18 protein-coding genes are annotated in these 14852 nt (G+C 59.2%); 12 read left to right on the forward strand and 6 right to left on the reverse strand.

Annotated elements, in window-relative coordinates; genetic code table 11:
• Positions 1-2: 2 nt before the first annotated feature.
• Together kdsD and ACJ8IJ_RS12430 are read right to left on the reverse strand one after the other, a co-directional pair.
• Entirely contained in the window at positions 3-989 is a 987-nt protein-coding gene (gene kdsD / locus ACJ8IJ_RS12425; RefSeq protein WP_004937051.1) for an arabinose-5-phosphate isomerase KdsD, read from the reverse strand.
• Positions 990-1005: 16 nt separating this feature from the next.
• Positions 1006-1983, reverse strand: a complete 978-nt coding sequence (locus ACJ8IJ_RS12430; protein ID WP_004937053.1) for a calcium/sodium antiporter — start codon at positions 1981-1983, stop codon at positions 1006-1008.
• 303 nt (positions 1984-2286) lie between these two features.
• On the opposite strand from ACJ8IJ_RS12430, the gene mlaF reads away from it, so the two are divergent.
• From mlaF to murA, 7 genes are all read left to right on the forward strand, one after another.
• Positions 2287-3102, forward strand: coding sequence for a phospholipid ABC transporter ATP-binding protein MlaF (gene mlaF, locus ACJ8IJ_RS12435; protein ID WP_004937055.1), 816 nt, complete (start codon positions 2287-2289; stop codon positions 3100-3102).
• A gap of 4 nt (positions 3103-3106) precedes the next feature.
• A complete protein-coding gene (gene mlaE, locus ACJ8IJ_RS12440; RefSeq protein WP_004937059.1) occupies positions 3107-3889 on the forward strand; it encodes a lipid asymmetry maintenance ABC transporter permease subunit MlaE in 783 nt (260 codons plus the stop codon).
• A gap of 4 nt (positions 3890-3893) precedes the next feature.
• Complete coding sequence (gene mlaD, locus ACJ8IJ_RS12445; RefSeq protein WP_004937061.1) at positions 3894-4442, forward strand: outer membrane lipid asymmetry maintenance protein MlaD; 549 nt, start codon at positions 3894-3896, stop codon at positions 4440-4442.
• A gap of 14 nt (positions 4443-4456) precedes the next feature.
• The gene (gene mlaC, locus ACJ8IJ_RS12450; RefSeq protein WP_004937063.1) at positions 4457-5086 is read left to right on the forward strand and encodes a phospholipid-binding protein MlaC; all 630 of its coding nucleotides are present in this window, start codon (positions 4457-4459) and stop codon (positions 5084-5086) included.
• On the forward strand, positions 5086-5388 hold the full coding sequence (gene mlaB / locus ACJ8IJ_RS12455) for a lipid asymmetry maintenance protein MlaB (protein ID WP_004937064.1): 303 nt from the start codon (positions 5086-5088) through the stop codon (positions 5386-5388). The genes mlaC and mlaB overlap by 1 nt, the downstream gene beginning before the upstream one ends.
• Positions 5389-5528: 140 nt before the next feature.
• Positions 5529-5783 carry a BolA family iron metabolism protein IbaG gene (ibaG, locus tag ACJ8IJ_RS12460; RefSeq protein ID WP_004937066.1) on the forward strand — a complete coding sequence of 85 codons (255 nt, stop codon included), beginning with the start codon at positions 5529-5531 and terminating at the stop codon, positions 5781-5783.
• Between the two features lie 55 nt (positions 5784-5838).
• Positions 5839-7098: a UDP-N-acetylglucosamine 1-carboxyvinyltransferase gene (gene murA, locus ACJ8IJ_RS12465; protein WP_004937068.1), complete on the forward strand. Its 1260-nt coding sequence runs from the start codon at positions 5839-5841 to the stop codon at positions 7096-7098.
• 71 nt (positions 7099-7169) lie between these two features.
• Here murA and degS read toward each other — a convergent pair whose 3' ends face one another.
• The 3 genes from degS to zapG form a co-directional block, all read right to left on the reverse strand.
• Positions 7170-8228, reverse strand: coding sequence for an outer membrane-stress sensor serine endopeptidase DegS (degS, locus tag ACJ8IJ_RS12470; protein ID WP_004937070.1), 1059 nt, complete (start codon positions 8226-8228; stop codon positions 7170-7172).
• A gap of 88 nt (positions 8229-8316) precedes the next feature.
• Complete coding sequence (gene degQ, locus ACJ8IJ_RS12475) at positions 8317-9687, reverse strand: serine endoprotease DegQ (protein ID WP_004937072.1); 1371 nt, start codon at positions 9685-9687, stop codon at positions 8317-8319.
• A 180-nt stretch (positions 9688-9867) separates the two neighbouring features.
• Positions 9868-10269, reverse strand: a complete 402-nt coding sequence (zapG, locus tag ACJ8IJ_RS12480) for a Z-ring associated protein ZapG (protein ID WP_004937074.1) — start codon at positions 10267-10269, stop codon at positions 9868-9870.
• A gap of 231 nt (positions 10270-10500) precedes the next feature.
• Between zapG and zapE the strand changes: the two genes are divergently transcribed.
• From zapE to sspB, 5 genes are all read left to right on the forward strand, one after another.
• A complete protein-coding gene (gene zapE, locus ACJ8IJ_RS12485) occupies positions 10501-11628 on the forward strand; it encodes a cell division protein ZapE (protein WP_004937077.1) in 1128 nt (375 codons plus the stop codon).
• Positions 11629-11892: 264 nt separating this feature from the next.
• Positions 11893-12321 carry a 50S ribosomal protein L13 gene (gene rplM / locus ACJ8IJ_RS12490; RefSeq protein WP_004937079.1) on the forward strand — a complete coding sequence of 143 codons (429 nt, stop codon included), beginning with the start codon at positions 11893-11895 and terminating at the stop codon, positions 12319-12321.
• Positions 12322-12336: 15 nt separating this feature from the next.
• The gene (gene rpsI, locus ACJ8IJ_RS12495; RefSeq protein ID WP_004937080.1) at positions 12337-12729 is read left to right on the forward strand and encodes a 30S ribosomal protein S9; all 393 of its coding nucleotides are present in this window, start codon (positions 12337-12339) and stop codon (positions 12727-12729) included.
• 325 nt (positions 12730-13054) lie between these two features.
• Positions 13055-13696, forward strand: a complete 642-nt coding sequence (gene sspA, locus ACJ8IJ_RS12500; protein WP_004937082.1) for a stringent starvation protein SspA — start codon at positions 13055-13057, stop codon at positions 13694-13696.
• A 5-nt stretch (positions 13697-13701) separates the two neighbouring features.
• Positions 13702-14202 carry a ClpXP protease specificity-enhancing factor gene (gene sspB / locus ACJ8IJ_RS12505; protein ID WP_004937084.1) on the forward strand — a complete coding sequence of 167 codons (501 nt, stop codon included), beginning with the start codon at positions 13702-13704 and terminating at the stop codon, positions 14200-14202.
• Positions 14203-14266: 64 nt separating this feature from the next.
• Here sspB and ACJ8IJ_RS12510 read toward each other — a convergent pair whose 3' ends face one another.
• Positions 14267-14746, reverse strand: coding sequence for a hypothetical protein (locus ACJ8IJ_RS12510; protein WP_004937086.1), 480 nt, complete (start codon positions 14744-14746; stop codon positions 14267-14269).
• Positions 14747-14852: the final 106 nt, after the last annotated feature.

Here is a 14852-nt window from a genome sequence, read left to right on the forward strand (position 1 = left end):
AATTAAACGACGCCGGCGCGCAGCATGTCATGCATATGTACCACACCCAGCAACTGGTCGCCATCGGCAACCAGCAGCGCGGTGATGTGGCGTTGTTGCATCAGGTTCAATGCATCGACCGCCAGGATGTTGGGGCGCACCCGCACGCCACCCGGCGTCATGACATCGGCAATCTTCGCCTCGTGCAGGTTGATGCCCATGTCGAACACCCGGCGCAGGTCGCCATCGGTAAAGATGCCGGCGATTTTCATCAGATCGTCGCAGATCACCGTCAGGCCCAGATTTTTGCGGGTGATTTCCAGCAGCGCGTCGCGCAACGAGGCGTCGGCGCTGACGTGGGGGATTTCATCGCCGCTGTGCATGATATCGCTAACCCGCAGCAGCAGTTTGCGGCCGAGTGCGCCGCCCGGATGCGACAGCGCGAAATCTTCCGGCGTGAAACCGCGCGCTTTCAGCAGCGCGACGGCCAGCGCATCGCCCATCACCAGCGTGGCGGTGGTGCTGGTGGTCGGCGCCAGCCCCAGCGGGCAGGCTTCCTGCGGCACCTTGATGCACAGGTGGATATCCGCCGCTTTACCCATCGAGCTTTCCGGATTGTTAGTCATACAGATGAGGGTGATCTGTTGGCGTTTCAACACCGGGATCAGCGCCAGGATCTCGCTGGACTCGCCGGAGTTGGAGATGGCGAGCACGATGTCCTGCGGGGTGACCATGCCCAAATCGCCATGGCTGGCCTCCGCCGGATGAACGAAGAATGAGGGCGTGCCGGTGCTGGCGAAGGTGGCGGCGATCTTGCAGCCGATGTGGCCGGATTTGCCCATGCCCATCACCACCACTTTGCCGCCGCAGGCGGCGATGGTTTCGCAGGCGCGGGTGAAGTCTGCGTTGATGTAGCTGTCGAGCTGAGCCAGCCCTTCACGCTCTATCTGAAGCACTTCTTTGCCGGCCTGTTGAAAATCGAAGCCCGGTTGCAACTCAATGTTCGACATACTCATTCCCGTCGGTTTAGCCGAAAGTACTGAAAGGGTTAAAGAACAGCACCGCAAGATACGCAATAAAGCCGCATAATAACAGCGCGCCCGCCAGGTGGCCGATGCGATGTTTGCGGCCGATGCACAGCACGCTCAGCAGCACGCTGGCCGCCAGCATCACCCAGTAATCGCGCTGGAAGGCGGCGGTGTCTACGCTGCCCGGCGACAGCAGGGCGGGTACGCCCAGCACGATCACCGTGTTGAAAATATTGGAGCCGATGATATTGCCAATCGCCATATCATCCTCGCCCTTGAGCGCCCCGGCGATGGAGGTGGCCAGTTCGGGCAGGCTGGTACCGATGGCGATAATGGTCAAACCGACCACCAGTTCGCTCAGACCGAAATAGTGTGCGATCACCGTCGCGTTATCGACCACCATTCTTGAAGAGAGCGGCAGAATGATAAACGCCAGCACCAGCCACAGCACCGCCACGGTATTGCTGCTGTCCTGCGGCAGCTCGGCGATCTGCTCCATGGTCAGGCTGTCGCTGCCCTCGCGCTGCGCCAGCCGGGCGATTTTCAGCATCAGCAGGATGAAGCCGGCGGCGGCGGCCAGCAGCAGCACGCCGTCCAGCCTGCTCAGGGTGCCGTCCATCAACACGAAACCGCATAATACTGTGACCGCTAACATCAGCGGCAGTTCGCGCCGCAGTATCTCAGAGCGCGCGGCCAGCGGGTGAATCAGCGCCGCCACGCCCAGAATCAATAAAATGTTGGTGATGTTGGAACCTAATACGTTGCCAACGGCCATATCTATCTGCCCGTTCAGCGCGGCGGTGGTAGACACGATCAGCTCAGGCAGCGAGGTGCCGATGCCGACGATGGTCATGCCGATGATCAGCGGCGGTACGCCGAGCGAGCGGGAAATCACGGCAGCACCATAAACTAAGCGGTCTGCACCGTACACCAGTAGAAATAAACCAACGATTAATAATGCTATCGCGAGAAACATGCAGGGTCCTTTGTCGGGTATTATCCCGGTTCGTTGGTTAAAGCCGTCAATGCGGCGGTATTGCTTGCCCTCCGTTGCGCGCGTTTGAGCCGCAGCAACGGTTTTCCCCGGCTAATAGTTGAACAGTTTCGTTTTTTTTCGTTATGGCGCCAATTTTGACCGGGTGGCGCGGAAAAGTAAAACCAATGGCACCATTGGTTGCGAAATGGCAGTAAGTTTTTGTAAAGATGAGACGGATTGCGCCCATTGCTTTAACATCACGGGTAGATTCAGCAAAAGATGAGTCGTAAAGGGTCCATTAACATGCTCCAAAAGGCAGATAATTTGGTCGAAGTGCGCGACATGAGCTTCTCGCGCGGCGACCGACGGATATTTGAAGACATCAACCTGACGGTGCCCCGCGGTAAGGTCACGGCGATCATGGGGCCATCAGGCATCGGCAAAACCACGCTGCTGCGCCTGATCGGCGGCCAGCTGGCGCCGGACAGCGGGGAGATTTGGTTCGACGGCGACAACATTCCCGCGTTGTCCCGCCGTCAGTTATACGACGCGCGCAAAAAGATGAGCATGCTGTTCCAGTCGGGCGCGCTGTTTACCGATTTGACCGTATTCGAAAACGTGGCCTACCCGCTGCGCGAGCACAGCAACCTGCCGGAGCCTTTGTTGCGCAGCACGGTGCTGATGAAGCTGGAAGCGGTGGGGCTGCGCGGCGCGGCCCAGCTGATGCCCAATGAGCTTTCCGGCGGCATGGCGCGCCGGGCGGCGTTGGCGCGCGCGATCGCGCTGGACCCTGAGATGATCATGTTCGACGAACCCTTCGTTGGCCAGGATCCGATCACCATGGGGGTGCTGGTCAAGCTGATCGACGAGCTGAACCATGCGCTGGGCATTACCTGCATCGTGGTGTCGCACGACGTGCCGGAGGTGCTGAGCATCGCCGACTACGCCTACATCGTGGCCGACAACCGGGTGATCGCCGAAGGCACCACGCAGCAATTGCAGAACAATCCTGATGCGCGTGTGCGCCAGTTCCTGGATGGTATAGCGGATGGACCGGTGCCGTTCCGCTATCCGGCCGGGGATTATCAGACTGAACTGCTAGGCTTAGGGAGTAAATAAGCTCATGTTATTAAGAGCGTTAGCGTCTCTGGGGCGCAGTGGCATCAACACCAGCGCCAGCTTCGGCCGCGCCGGGTTGATGCTGTTCAACGCATTGATTGGCCGGCCGGAACCCGGCAAGCAGTGGCCGCTGTTGTTGAAACAGCTTTACAGCGTCGGCGTGCAGTCGCTGCTGATCATCATGGTCTCCGGGCTGTTTATCGGCATGGTGCTGGGCCTGCAGGGCTATATCGTGCTCACCACCTACAGCGCCGAGGCCAGCCTTGGCATGATGGTGGCGCTGTCGCTGCTGCGTGAGCTGGGGCCGGTGGTCACGGCGCTGCTGTTTGCCGGCCGCGCCGGTTCCGCACTCACGGCGGAAATCGGCCTGATGAAGGCGACGGAGCAGATCTCCAGCCTGGAAATGATGGCGGTCGATCCGCTGCGGCGCATCGTGGCACCGCGCTTCTGGGCCGGGCTTATCAGCATGCCGCTGCTGACCATCATCTTCGTGGCGATCGGCATTTGGGGCGGTTCGGTGGTCGGCGTGGACTGGAAGGGCATCGACAGCGGCTTCTTCTGGTCGGCGATGCAGGGCGCCGTGGAGTGGAAAAAAGATCTGCTCAACTGCCTGATCAAAAGCGTGGTATTCGCCATTACCGTAACCTGGATTGCCATTTTCAATGGGTACGACGCCGTGCCTACCTCTGAAGGGATTAGCCGGGCGACGACGCGTACCGTGGTGCATTCGTCACTGGCGGTGTTGGGATTGGATTTCGTGCTGACCGCACTGATGTTTGGGAATTGATTCGATGCAAACGAAGAAGAGTGAAATCTGGGTTGGGGCATTTATGCTGATCGCGCTGTGCGCCATCGTGTTTATCTGCCTGCAGGTGGCGAACCTTAAATCGATCGGCAGCGAGCCGACCTACCGCATTTACGCGACGTTCGACAACATCGGCGGCCTGAAACCGCGTTCGCCGGTGAAAATTGGCGGCGTGGTGATCGGCCGCGTGGCGGACATCGAACTCGATTCGAAAACCTACACGCCGCGCGTAGCGCTGGATATCCAGAAAAAGTACGACCAAATCCCGGATACCAGCTCGCTGGCGATCCGCACCTCCGGCCTGCTGGGCGAGCAATATCTGGCGCTTAACGTGGGCTTTGAAGATCCTGATATGGGCACCACCATCCTGAAAGATGGCGGCACCATTCAGGACACCAAATCAGCCATGGTTCTGGAAGACCTGATCGGCCAGTTCCTGTATAAAAGCGGCGGTCAGGACAGCGCCAAATCGGGAGACGCGGCCGCTGAGCCGGCTGCCGGCGCCGCACCGCAACCCGCTGTTCCAAATCATTAAGAGAGGATACCTGCATGTTTAAACGTTTACTGATGGTGGCTCTGCTGGTGGTTGCACCGCTGGCGAGCGCAGCCGACCAAACCAATCCCTACAGCATGATGCAAGAAGCGGCGCAGAAGACTTTCAGCCGTTTGAAGAACGAACAGCCGAAGATCAAGCAGGACCCGAACTACCTGCGTGCCATCGTGCATCAGGAACTGATGCCGTTCGTGCAGGTGAAATACGCCGGCGCGCTGGTGCTGGGGCGTTACTACAAAGAGGCAACGCCTGCGCAGCGCGAAGCTTACTTCACCGCCTTCCAGGCTTACCTGGAGCAGGCTTACGGCCAGGCGCTGGCGATGTATCACGGCCAGACTTACCAGATCGCGCCTGAACAGCCGCTGGGCAATGCCGACATCGTGGCTATTCGCGTCACCATCATCGACAACGGCGGCCGCCCGCCGGTGCGTCTGGATTTCCAATGGCGCAAGAACAGCAAAACCGGCTACTGGCAGGCGTATGACATGATCGCCGAAGGCGTCAGCATGATCACCACCAAGCAAAATGAGTGGGCGTCTACGCTGCGTACTCAGGGCATCGACGGCCTGACCAAGCAGCTGCAGGCCGCCGCCGCGCAGCCTATCACGCTGGACAAGAAAAACTGATGTCGGCAGCGCTCAGCTTCGAATCAGAGCGGCAGACGCTGATCCTGCGCGGTGAACTGGATCGGGAAACGCTGCAGCCGCTGTGGCGGCAGCGCGCCGCGCTGATGGCGGATAAAACCGCGATCGACGTGGCGCAACTGCAGCGCGTGGACTCCGCCGGGCTGGCGCTGTTGCTGCATCTGCAGGAAGAGCAGCGCCAACGCGGCGTAGCGCTGAAAATTTTCGGCGCTACCGAGCGCCTGAAAACGCTGATCGCGCTCTACAACCTGCAGGCGATAATGCCTGTCGATACCGCCGGTTAGCGGCGTTTTAGGCCGCTCTTGCGTGGTAAAACGATACAAAGCCCCTGTTATGCAGGGGCTTTTTCTTTAGTTTAAGAAAACATCGTATTCCACTAAGATACTAGGCTGTTTATGATCCTTTAGCGGCAGAACTGGATACTATGGAAACCAACGAGATTAAAGACGTGCTGATGCAGGCATTGGCACTGGATGAAGTACATGTGACGGGCGACGGTAGCCATTTTCAGGCGATCGTGGTCGGTGAACTGTTCGCCGGCATGAGCCGCGTCAAAAAACAGCAGACGGTTTACGCACCGCTGATGGAATACATTGCGGACAACCGCATTCATGCCTTGTCTATTAAGGCGTACACCCCTGAAGAGTGGCAGCGAGACCGCAAACTCAACGGATTTTAAGGCTGTTTGCCCTGCCGGGCGGGCAGCTTCAGATTAGATAACAGAGAGTAGTCAGATGGATAAATTTCGTGTGCAGGGTCGGACCCGCCTGAGCGGTGAAGTGTCTATTTCCGGGGCCAAAAACGCCGCCCTGCCGATCCTGTTCGCCGCCCTGTTGGCGGAAGAGCCGGTCGAGCTGCAGAATGTCCCTAAGCTGAAGGACATCGACACCACCATTAAACTACTCAACCAGTTGGGTACCAAGATTGAGCGCAACGGTTCGGTCTTCGTGGACGCCAGCGGCGTGAACGAGTTTTGCGCCCCTTACGATCTGGTGAAAACCATGCGCGCTTCCATTTGGGCGCTGGGGCCGCTGGTGGCGCGTTTCGGCCGCGGTCAGGTTTCCCTGCCGGGCGGCTGCGCGATTGGCGCGCGTCCGGTCGATCTGCACATCACCGGCCTGGAGCAGTTGGGTGCCGAGATCAAGCTGGAAGAAGGCTACGTCAAGGCGTCCGTCGAGGGCCGCCTGAAGGGCGCGCACATCGTCATGGACAAGGTGAGCGTGGGCGCGACCGTGACCATCATGAGCGCCGCGACCCTGGCGACCGGCACCACCGTTATCGAAAACGCCGCGCGTGAGCCGGAAATTGTCGATACCGCCAACTTCCTCAACACGCTGGGCGCGAAGATCAGCGGTGCTGGCAGCGACAAGATCACCATCGAGGGCGTCGAGCGTCTGGGCGGCGGCGTGTACCGCGTGCTGCCCGACCGTATCGAGACCGGCACCTTCCTGATCGCCGCCGCGGTTTCCGGCGGCAAAGTGATGTGCCGCAACACCCGTCCGGACACGCTGGATGCGGTGCTGGCCAAGCTGCGCGAAGCCGGTGCCGATATCGAAGTGGGCGAAGACTGGATCAGCCTGGACATGCACGGCAAGCGCCCGAAAGCGGTCACCGTGCGCACCGCGCCGCACCCGGGCTTCCCGACCGACATGCAGGCCCAGTTCAGCCTGCTGAACCTGGTGGCGGAAGGCACCGGCGTTATCACCGAAACCATCTTCGAAAACCGCTTCATGCACGTGCCGGAACTGATCCGCATGGGCGCACACGCGGAGATCGAGAGCAACACCGTGATCTGTCATGGCGTTGAACAGCTGTCCGGCGCTCAGGTGATGGCGACCGATCTGCGCGCTTCCGCCAGCCTGGTGATCGCCGGCTGCATCGCCGACGGCGTGACCGTTGTCGATCGCATCTATCACATCGATCGCGGCTATGAGCGTATTGAAGACAAGCTGCGTGCGCTGGGTGCGAACATCGAGCGCGTGAAAGGCGAGTAAGTCATTAGCGCCGGCGCGACTGCGTCGGCAGGATGAATAGCAAAGGGCCGGCTATCAATGCCGGCCCTTTTTTAATTGCTGTCTTCCGGGAATTCACCCACCGTCATTTTCAACGTAATGCGTTTGCCGTCGCGCAGCACGATAACCGGTATCTCGGTGCCCGGTCTGATCTCCGCCACCTGGTCCATGGTTTCCAGCACGGATACCGCCGGTTTGTTATCCACGTTGATGATGATGTCGTTGATCTGGAAACCGGCGTTGCTCGCCGGGCCGTTCGGCGTAATTTCGGTCACGATGATGCCCTGCAGGCGATCGATGCCGGAATTGGAGGGGCGCAGCGGAATGATCTCCTTGCCCTGAATGCCGAAATAGCCACGGATCACGCGGCCGTCGCGGATCAGCTTGTCCATGATTTTGGTGGCCAGTTCGATCGGAATGGCGAAGCCGAGGCCCTCCGGCGTTTCGCCGTCGGTGATTTTGTCATAGGTCAGGGTGTTGATACCGATCAGCTCACCCAGCGAGTTGACCAGCGCGCCGCCGGAGTTGCCGCGGTTGATTGAGGCGTCGGTCTGCAGGAACGTCTGCCGACCGGTGGTGCTCATACTGATGCGCCCGGTAGCGCTGAGGATGCCCTGAGTCACGGTTTGCCCCAGGTTATAGGGGTTGCCGATCGCCAGCACCACGTCGCCGACGTGGGCAACGCGATTTTTATTGGTCGGGATCACCGGCAGGTTGCCGGGATCGATCTTCAGCACCGCCAGGTCGGTCAGGCCGTCGGAGCCGACCAGCAGCGCTTCATAGCGGCGGCCATCCTGCAACACCACGGTGATCTGCTGAGCGTCTTTGATCACGTGGCGGTTGGTGATGATATAGCCGCGTTCGTTCATGATCACGCCGGAACCGAGCGACAGCACGTTGGCGGCGCCGTTCAGGTTGCGGTTGTAGATGTTCACCACGGCAGGGGCGGCGCGACGCACCGCCTTGTTGTAGCTCACCGGCGTTTCGTCGCTGGTATTCTCGGTTTTCTCTGCAAACAGGCCGTTGGAAGAGCGCAGCATGGGCAGGGCAGCCAACAGCAGGCCGGCAACGATGAGACCGATAACGACAGAACGCAAGAGCTTAGCAAACATGGAGTTTTCGTGGTGTGGTGAACGATGTTCGGAGGATAGCATGAGTTAACCGGGCGCAGTATGTCACCGAGCCCGGTTTTTGCACAAATTAACGCAGCAGCAGATAAATGGTTTCGTTACCGCGCACGATATTGAGCGCCATCACCGGTGGCTTGGCTTCCAGCACCTTGCGCAGCGCGGTGATACTGTCCACGCGCTGGCGGTTGACGCCGATGATCACGTCGCCTTTTTGCAGGCCGATTTGCGCCGCCGTCGAGCCTTTATCCACGTTCTCCACCTTCACGCCCTTGTCGCCGCTCGGCAGCGCGCCGTTGCTTAGGGATACCCCCTGCAGCGCCGGCGACAGCGTTTCGGCGTTGGTCGAGGCGCTCTCGCTGTTGTCCAGCGTGACCGAGACTTCCTGCGGTTTACCGTCGCGCAGCAGGCCTACCTTGAGGGTTTTGCCCGGTGCGGTGGTGCCGACCTTGGCGCGCAGTTCGGCAAAGCTGTTAACCGGTTTGCCGTCGACGGAAACCAGAATATCCCCGGCTTTGATGCCGGCCTTGGCGGCGGCGGATTTCGGCAACACTTCGCTGACGAAGGCGCCGCGCTGCGCGTCGGTGTTGAAGGCTTTGGCCATGTCCGGGGTCATTTCACTGCCCTTGATGCCAAGCAGGCCGCGTTTCACTTCGCCGAATTCGATCAGCTGCTGGCTCAGGTTCTGCGCCATATTGCTCGGAATGGCGAAGCCGATGCCGACGTTGCCGCCGCTCGGCGCCAGAATGGCGGTATTGATGCCGATCAGTTCGCCGTTCAGGTTAACCAGCGCGCCACCGGAGTTGCCGCGGTTGATGGAGGCGTCGGTCTGAATGAAGTTTTCCAGCCCTTCCAGATTCAGGCCGGTACGGCCCAGCGCTGAGATGATGCCGGAGGTGGCGGTTTGGCCCAGGCCGAACGGGTTGCCGACCGCCACGGCGAAGTCGCCGACGCGCAGCTGGTCGGAATCGGCCATCTTGATGGCGGTCAGGTTTTTGGTATCGCTGAGCTGCAGCAGGGCGATGTCGGACTGTTCATCGCGCCCGACCAGCTTGGCGTCCAGCTCGCGACCGTCGTTCAACTGCACGCGGATTTTATCGGCGTTGTTGATGACGTGGTTGTTGGTCAGCACGTAGCCCTTGGCGGCGTCGATGATCACGCCGGAGCCCAACCCTTCAAACGGGCGGGAACTCTGCTGTTGGCCGGGGAAGTTGGGGCCGAAGAAGCGTCTGAACTCTTCCGGCAACTGTTGACGCTGCACCTGGGTGCCGGCGACATGCACGCTCACGACGGCGGGCAAGACTTTTTCCAGCATCGGCGCCAGGCTCGGCAGCGGCTGCCCCTGCACGGCGACGGGCAGGGCCGCGTTGGCCGCCGGTGCGGCGCTGAGCGCCAGACCGAGGCTCATTGCCAATGCACTAAGAATTAACGACTTTTTCTTCATTGATGATAACTCTCTCAATACCTGCCGATGAAAATTTGATGATAAGGCAATCGCCTTGTCATAGTGAAGGGTAAGACCGTGAATTTGCGTGCAAAGTTCAGTAAAGGTAATGCGAGGGAAGGTCAATATGGCACAAACGGGATTAAACCCGCGGGAGGCCCCGCGGGCGAAGAAGGAATATCAGTCGCGGCGTGCGCTTTGACCGCGCAGCAGGCCGGAGGCCCCTTCCGAATAGTCGCGCGGCATTTCCACCGGCGCCTGATCGTTGTCCGCTTCCGCTTCGGTCAGGCGATAGCGGAACGGGTTCTCCTGCATCGGCAGATCCGGCAGCAGGTTGTTGGAGCTTTTCGCCATGTGCTGATACAGCTGGCGATAATCACGCGCCATGTTATCCAGCAGCTCGGCGCTGCGGGCGAAGTGGCCGACCAGCTCCTGACGGTACTCTTCCAGCTCGGTTTTGCTCTTGTCCAGCTCATTCTGCAAGACTTGTTGTTGACGCAATTTACGGTTGCCAAAACGCATCGCCACCGCACCAATAACGATACCGACGACCAAACCAATCAGCGCATACTCCCAGGTCATGATGACTCCTATTTTGACTTCGTTGTTCCGCAGGGATTTTTCACTTAATAATATCCACTATAACCGTTAACCTTGTCCGAGTGGAATCCTGATGCGCTTCCACCTAATTTTTACAGGGTTTTCAGCGGCGCCCGCAGCGGGCATTTGTGGCGATAACGGTGCGAATCGGCATCAACTTGCCGCCAACGTTGGCTAAATAATTTCTAAGCGTTCTTAGGGAACATCGAACAGATGCAGGCACTATCACCGTTATCTCGCTACCAGCAGGCGCTGGATGCGGGGGAATATCAGGCCGATGAGGTTCAACGCCGGGCCGTCACTCAACTGGATCGCATTTATCAGGCTCTGCGGCAAAAGCCGGCGGCGAACGCGCCGGCCGGCGGGCTGCGCGGCAAGCTCAGCCGCTTGCTGGGCAAAGGCGGCGACACGGCGCCGCAGCGCCCGGTGCAGGGGCTGTATATGTGGGGCGGCGTCGGGCGCGGCAAAACCTGGTTGATGGATATGTTCTTCCACAGTTTGCCGGGCGATCGCAAAATGCGCCTGCACTTCCACCGCTTCATGCTGCGGGTGCATGAAGAGCTGACCGAGTTGCAGGGGCGGGAAAACCCGCTGGAAATCGTCGCCGACGGCTTTAAGGCCGAGACCGACGTATTGTGCTTCGACGAATTCTTCGTCTCCGACATCACCGACGCCATGCTGCTGGCCACGCTGCTGCAGGCGCTATTCGCGCGCGGCATCACGCTGGTGGCCACCTCGAACATCCCGCCGGACGATCTGTACCGCAACGGCCTGCAGCGGGCGCGTTTCCTGCCGGCCATCGATCTCATCAACGAGTACTGCGACGTAATGAACGTCGACGCCGGCATCGACTATCGTCTGCGCACCCTGACCCAGGCGCACCTCTACCTGACACCGCTGAGCGACCAGACGCGTGAGGCGCTGGATCGGATGTTCGTCAAGCTGGCGGGCAAGGCGGGGGAGGACGCGCCGGTGCTGCAGATCAACCATCGGCCGCTGCAGGCGATCCGTTCGGTGGACGGCGTGCTGGCGGTGGATTTCCACACGCTGTGCGAAGAGGCGCGCAGCCAGCTGGACTACATCGCGCTGTCGCGGCTGTATCACAGCGTGATCCTGTATAATGTGCAGGTGATGGGGCCGCTGAAAGAGAATACCGCGCGCCGTTTCCTGGCGTTGGTGGATGAATTCTACGAGCGTCACATCAAGCTGGTGATCGGCGCCGAAGCGTCGATGTTCGAGATCTATCAGGGGGTGCAGCTGAAATTTGAATTCCAGCGCTGCCTGTCGCGCCTGCAGGAAATGCAGAGCGAAGAGTACCTCAAGCTGCCGCATCTGCCCTGAGCCCGCCGGGCCTATCGCCGGTTGTCCGCCGCCGGCGATAAATTTATTTTCCATTCAAAAACCGTTCGATCTTTGTGAGCGACTTCTCTATAATCTTGCGACCCCACGTTACAACAAAGTTTTTTTTCCCAAAAACTTTATAGTGCCGGCAATGGCTATTCGAAGGGGTAGGTTTGCTGGACTTGTATGGTCGTGTGAGCCTCAACTGTTTTCGAGCGTTTGGGTGTTCACCAACGTGTAACTAATTATTGGGTAAGCTTTCTAATGAAAACTTTTACAGCTAAACCAGAAACCGTAAAACGCGACTGGTACGTTGTTGATGCAGATGGTAAAACTTTAGGCCGTCTCGCTACTGAACTGGCTCGTCGCCTGCGCGGCAAGCATAAAGCGGAATACACCCCGCACGTGGATACCGGTGATTACATCATCGTTCTGAACGCTGACAAAGTTGCTGTAACCGGCAACAAGCGTACAGACAAAGTGTACTACCACCACACCGGCCACATCGGTGGTATCAAGCAAGCGACCTTTGAAGAGATGATTGCCCGCCGTCCTGAGCGCGTGATTGAAATCGCGGTTAAAGGCATGCTGCCAAAGGGCCCGCTGGGTCGTGCTATGTTCCGTAAACTGAAAGTTTACGCGGGCACCGAGCACAATCACGCGGCACAGCAACCGCAAGTTCTGGACATTTAATCGGGATTAATGGCAATGGCTGAAAATCAATACTACGGCACTGGTCGCCGCAAAAGCTCCGCCGCTCGCGTCTTCATCAAGCCGGGCAACGGTAACATCGTTATCAACCAGCGCAGCCTGGAACAGTACTTCGGTCGCGAAACTGCCCGCATGGTAGTTCGTCAGCCGCTGGAACTGGTCGACATGGTTGGCAAACTGGACCTGTACATCACCGTTAAAGGTGGTGGTATCTCCGGTCAAGCTGGCGCTATCCGTCACGGTATCACCCGTGCACTGATGGAATACGATGAGACTCTGCGTTCTGAACTGCGTAAAGCTGGCTTCGTCACCCGTGACGCTCGTCAGGTTGAACGTAAGAAAGTCGGTCTGCGTAAAGCACGTCGTCGTCCGCAGTTCTCCAAGCGTTAATTTTCGCTGCTTCGGCAGTGCGATTTACGCAAAAAACCCGGTGCTTCACCGGGTTTTTTTACGCCTGAAATCCGCCGTCCCCGACTAAAATCTGTGGCATATCAGACAATTCAACATGAATTCGCCGCACCGCCCCCACAAAACAAGCAGAATCTGGTAAACTATCATCCACTTTTGCGCCTGTTCGCCGTGCAGTTGACCTCCTGGGCCGGTTTTTTATGGGCTCGGGTCGCGCTGCGTGCTGCCGGCCTGCGGCAAGATTATTCAGGATAGCAGCCTGTCAGTTGGCTATTCGCAGTATTTTCTAGATAACTTGGAGGTTTTCATGGCTGTCGCTGCCAACAAACGTTCGGTAATGACGCTGTTCTCTGGCCCGACCGACATTTTTAGCCATCAAGTACGTATCGTACTGGCGGAGAAAGGTGTCAGCGTCGAGATCGAGCAGGTCGAAATGGATAACCTGCCGCAAGATCTGATTGACCTCAACCCTTACCAGACGGTGCCTACGCTGGTCGATCGCGAACTGACCCTGTATGAATCCCGCATCATCATGGAATATCTGGATGAGCGTTTCCCGCACCCGCCGCTGATGCCGGTTTACCCGGTTGCCCGTGGTGAGAGCCGTCTGATGATGCTGCGCATCGAGAAGAACTGGTACTCGCTGATGGACAAGATCGAGAAGAGCAGCGGCCAGGAAGCGGAATCCGCCCGCCGCCAACTGCGCGAAGAGTTGCTGGCGATCGCGCCTATCTTCGGTCAGGCGCCGTATTTCATGAGCGAAGAGTTCAGCCTGGTGGATTGCTACCTGGCGCCGTTGTTGTGGCGTCTGCCGCAGCTGGGCATCGAATTGAGCGGTGCCGGTTCCAAAGAGCTGAAAGGCTACATGACCCGCGTCTTCGAACGCGACGCCTTCCTGGCTTCCCTGACCGAAGCCGAGCGTGAAATGCGCCTGCAGACCCGGGGCTAAGCGCGATGGACATGTCTCAGATGACGCCGCGTCGCCCGTATCTGCTGCGGGCGTTCTACGACTGGCTGCTGGATAACCAACTGACGCCGCACCTGGTGGTCGACGTGACTCGCCCGGACGTGCAGGTGCCGATGGAGTTCGCGCGTGACGGCCAGATCGTGCTGAATATCGCGCCGCGCGCGGTAGGCAACCTGGCGTTGGGTAACGAAGACGTGCAGTTCAACGCGCGCTTCGGCGGCGTGCCGCGTCAGGTTTCGGTGCCGATGGCCGCCGTGCTGGCGATCTATGCGCGTGAAAACGGCGCCGGCACGATGTTCGAACCGGAAGCCGCCTACGACGAGAGCGAAGGCGTGTTCGAAGGTCTGGACAATGAGACGATCCCTTCGGAAACCCTGATGTCAGTGATCGACGGCGATCGCCCGGATACCGCGGAAGACAACGGCCCGGATGACGAACCGCCGCAGCCGCCGCGCGGTGGCCGCCCGGCGCTGCGCGTGGTGAAATAACCCCGTGAGAACAAACGAAAAAGCACCCCATGGGGGTGCTTTTTTTTTGCCCGGCAGAAGCGGGTCAGCCTTTCAACGCGGCAATGCAGGCGTCGCGCGGCGCGCTGAGATCGCCTACGCGTACGGTAGACAGGGCGTGGGTTGCACGCTCACGGAAACTGGTGATGGCGGTATCGCCTTGCACTTCCGGCGGGGCGGTGCAAATGTCATTGAGCGGCAGATCGTTTCCTTTGTTGAGCGCCTGCAACACCGCCGCCGGATTGTAGATCAGGGCTGCAGAGAGGGCTGATTTGATGCCGGCGGTAAATCCGGCATTGCCGCCGCCGGCCAACTTGGGCGCCAGGGCAATCCAGCTGTCGTCCCCCAGCCGGATGCTGTTTTCCACGGCGCCGAACTGCCCGGCCTTGCCCAACTGCGCCACGACCGGCCGTGCGCCGCGCGCTTCGATATTGTAACCAACCTCCTGCGAATCCAGCGCCATGGCTGAAGCGCTGAAATTGACGGCCAGCAGCGCGCCGGCCAACAGGGAAATGGAGCATTTCATGTTCGCTATCCTTATCTCGGTGTCAGGCGCAGCCGCGCCCCGCAATGGTGCTAACTCAATACTATAGCGCGTTGAGGCGGTGAGGAGCGGGGAGGTTGTTACAAAG

Origin of the sequence: Serratia sp. CY40230 (assembly GCF_052168835.1) — a bacterium.
In the GTDB taxonomy this organism is placed as follows: domain Bacteria; phylum Pseudomonadota; class Gammaproteobacteria; order Enterobacterales; family Enterobacteriaceae; genus Serratia; species Serratia nematodiphila.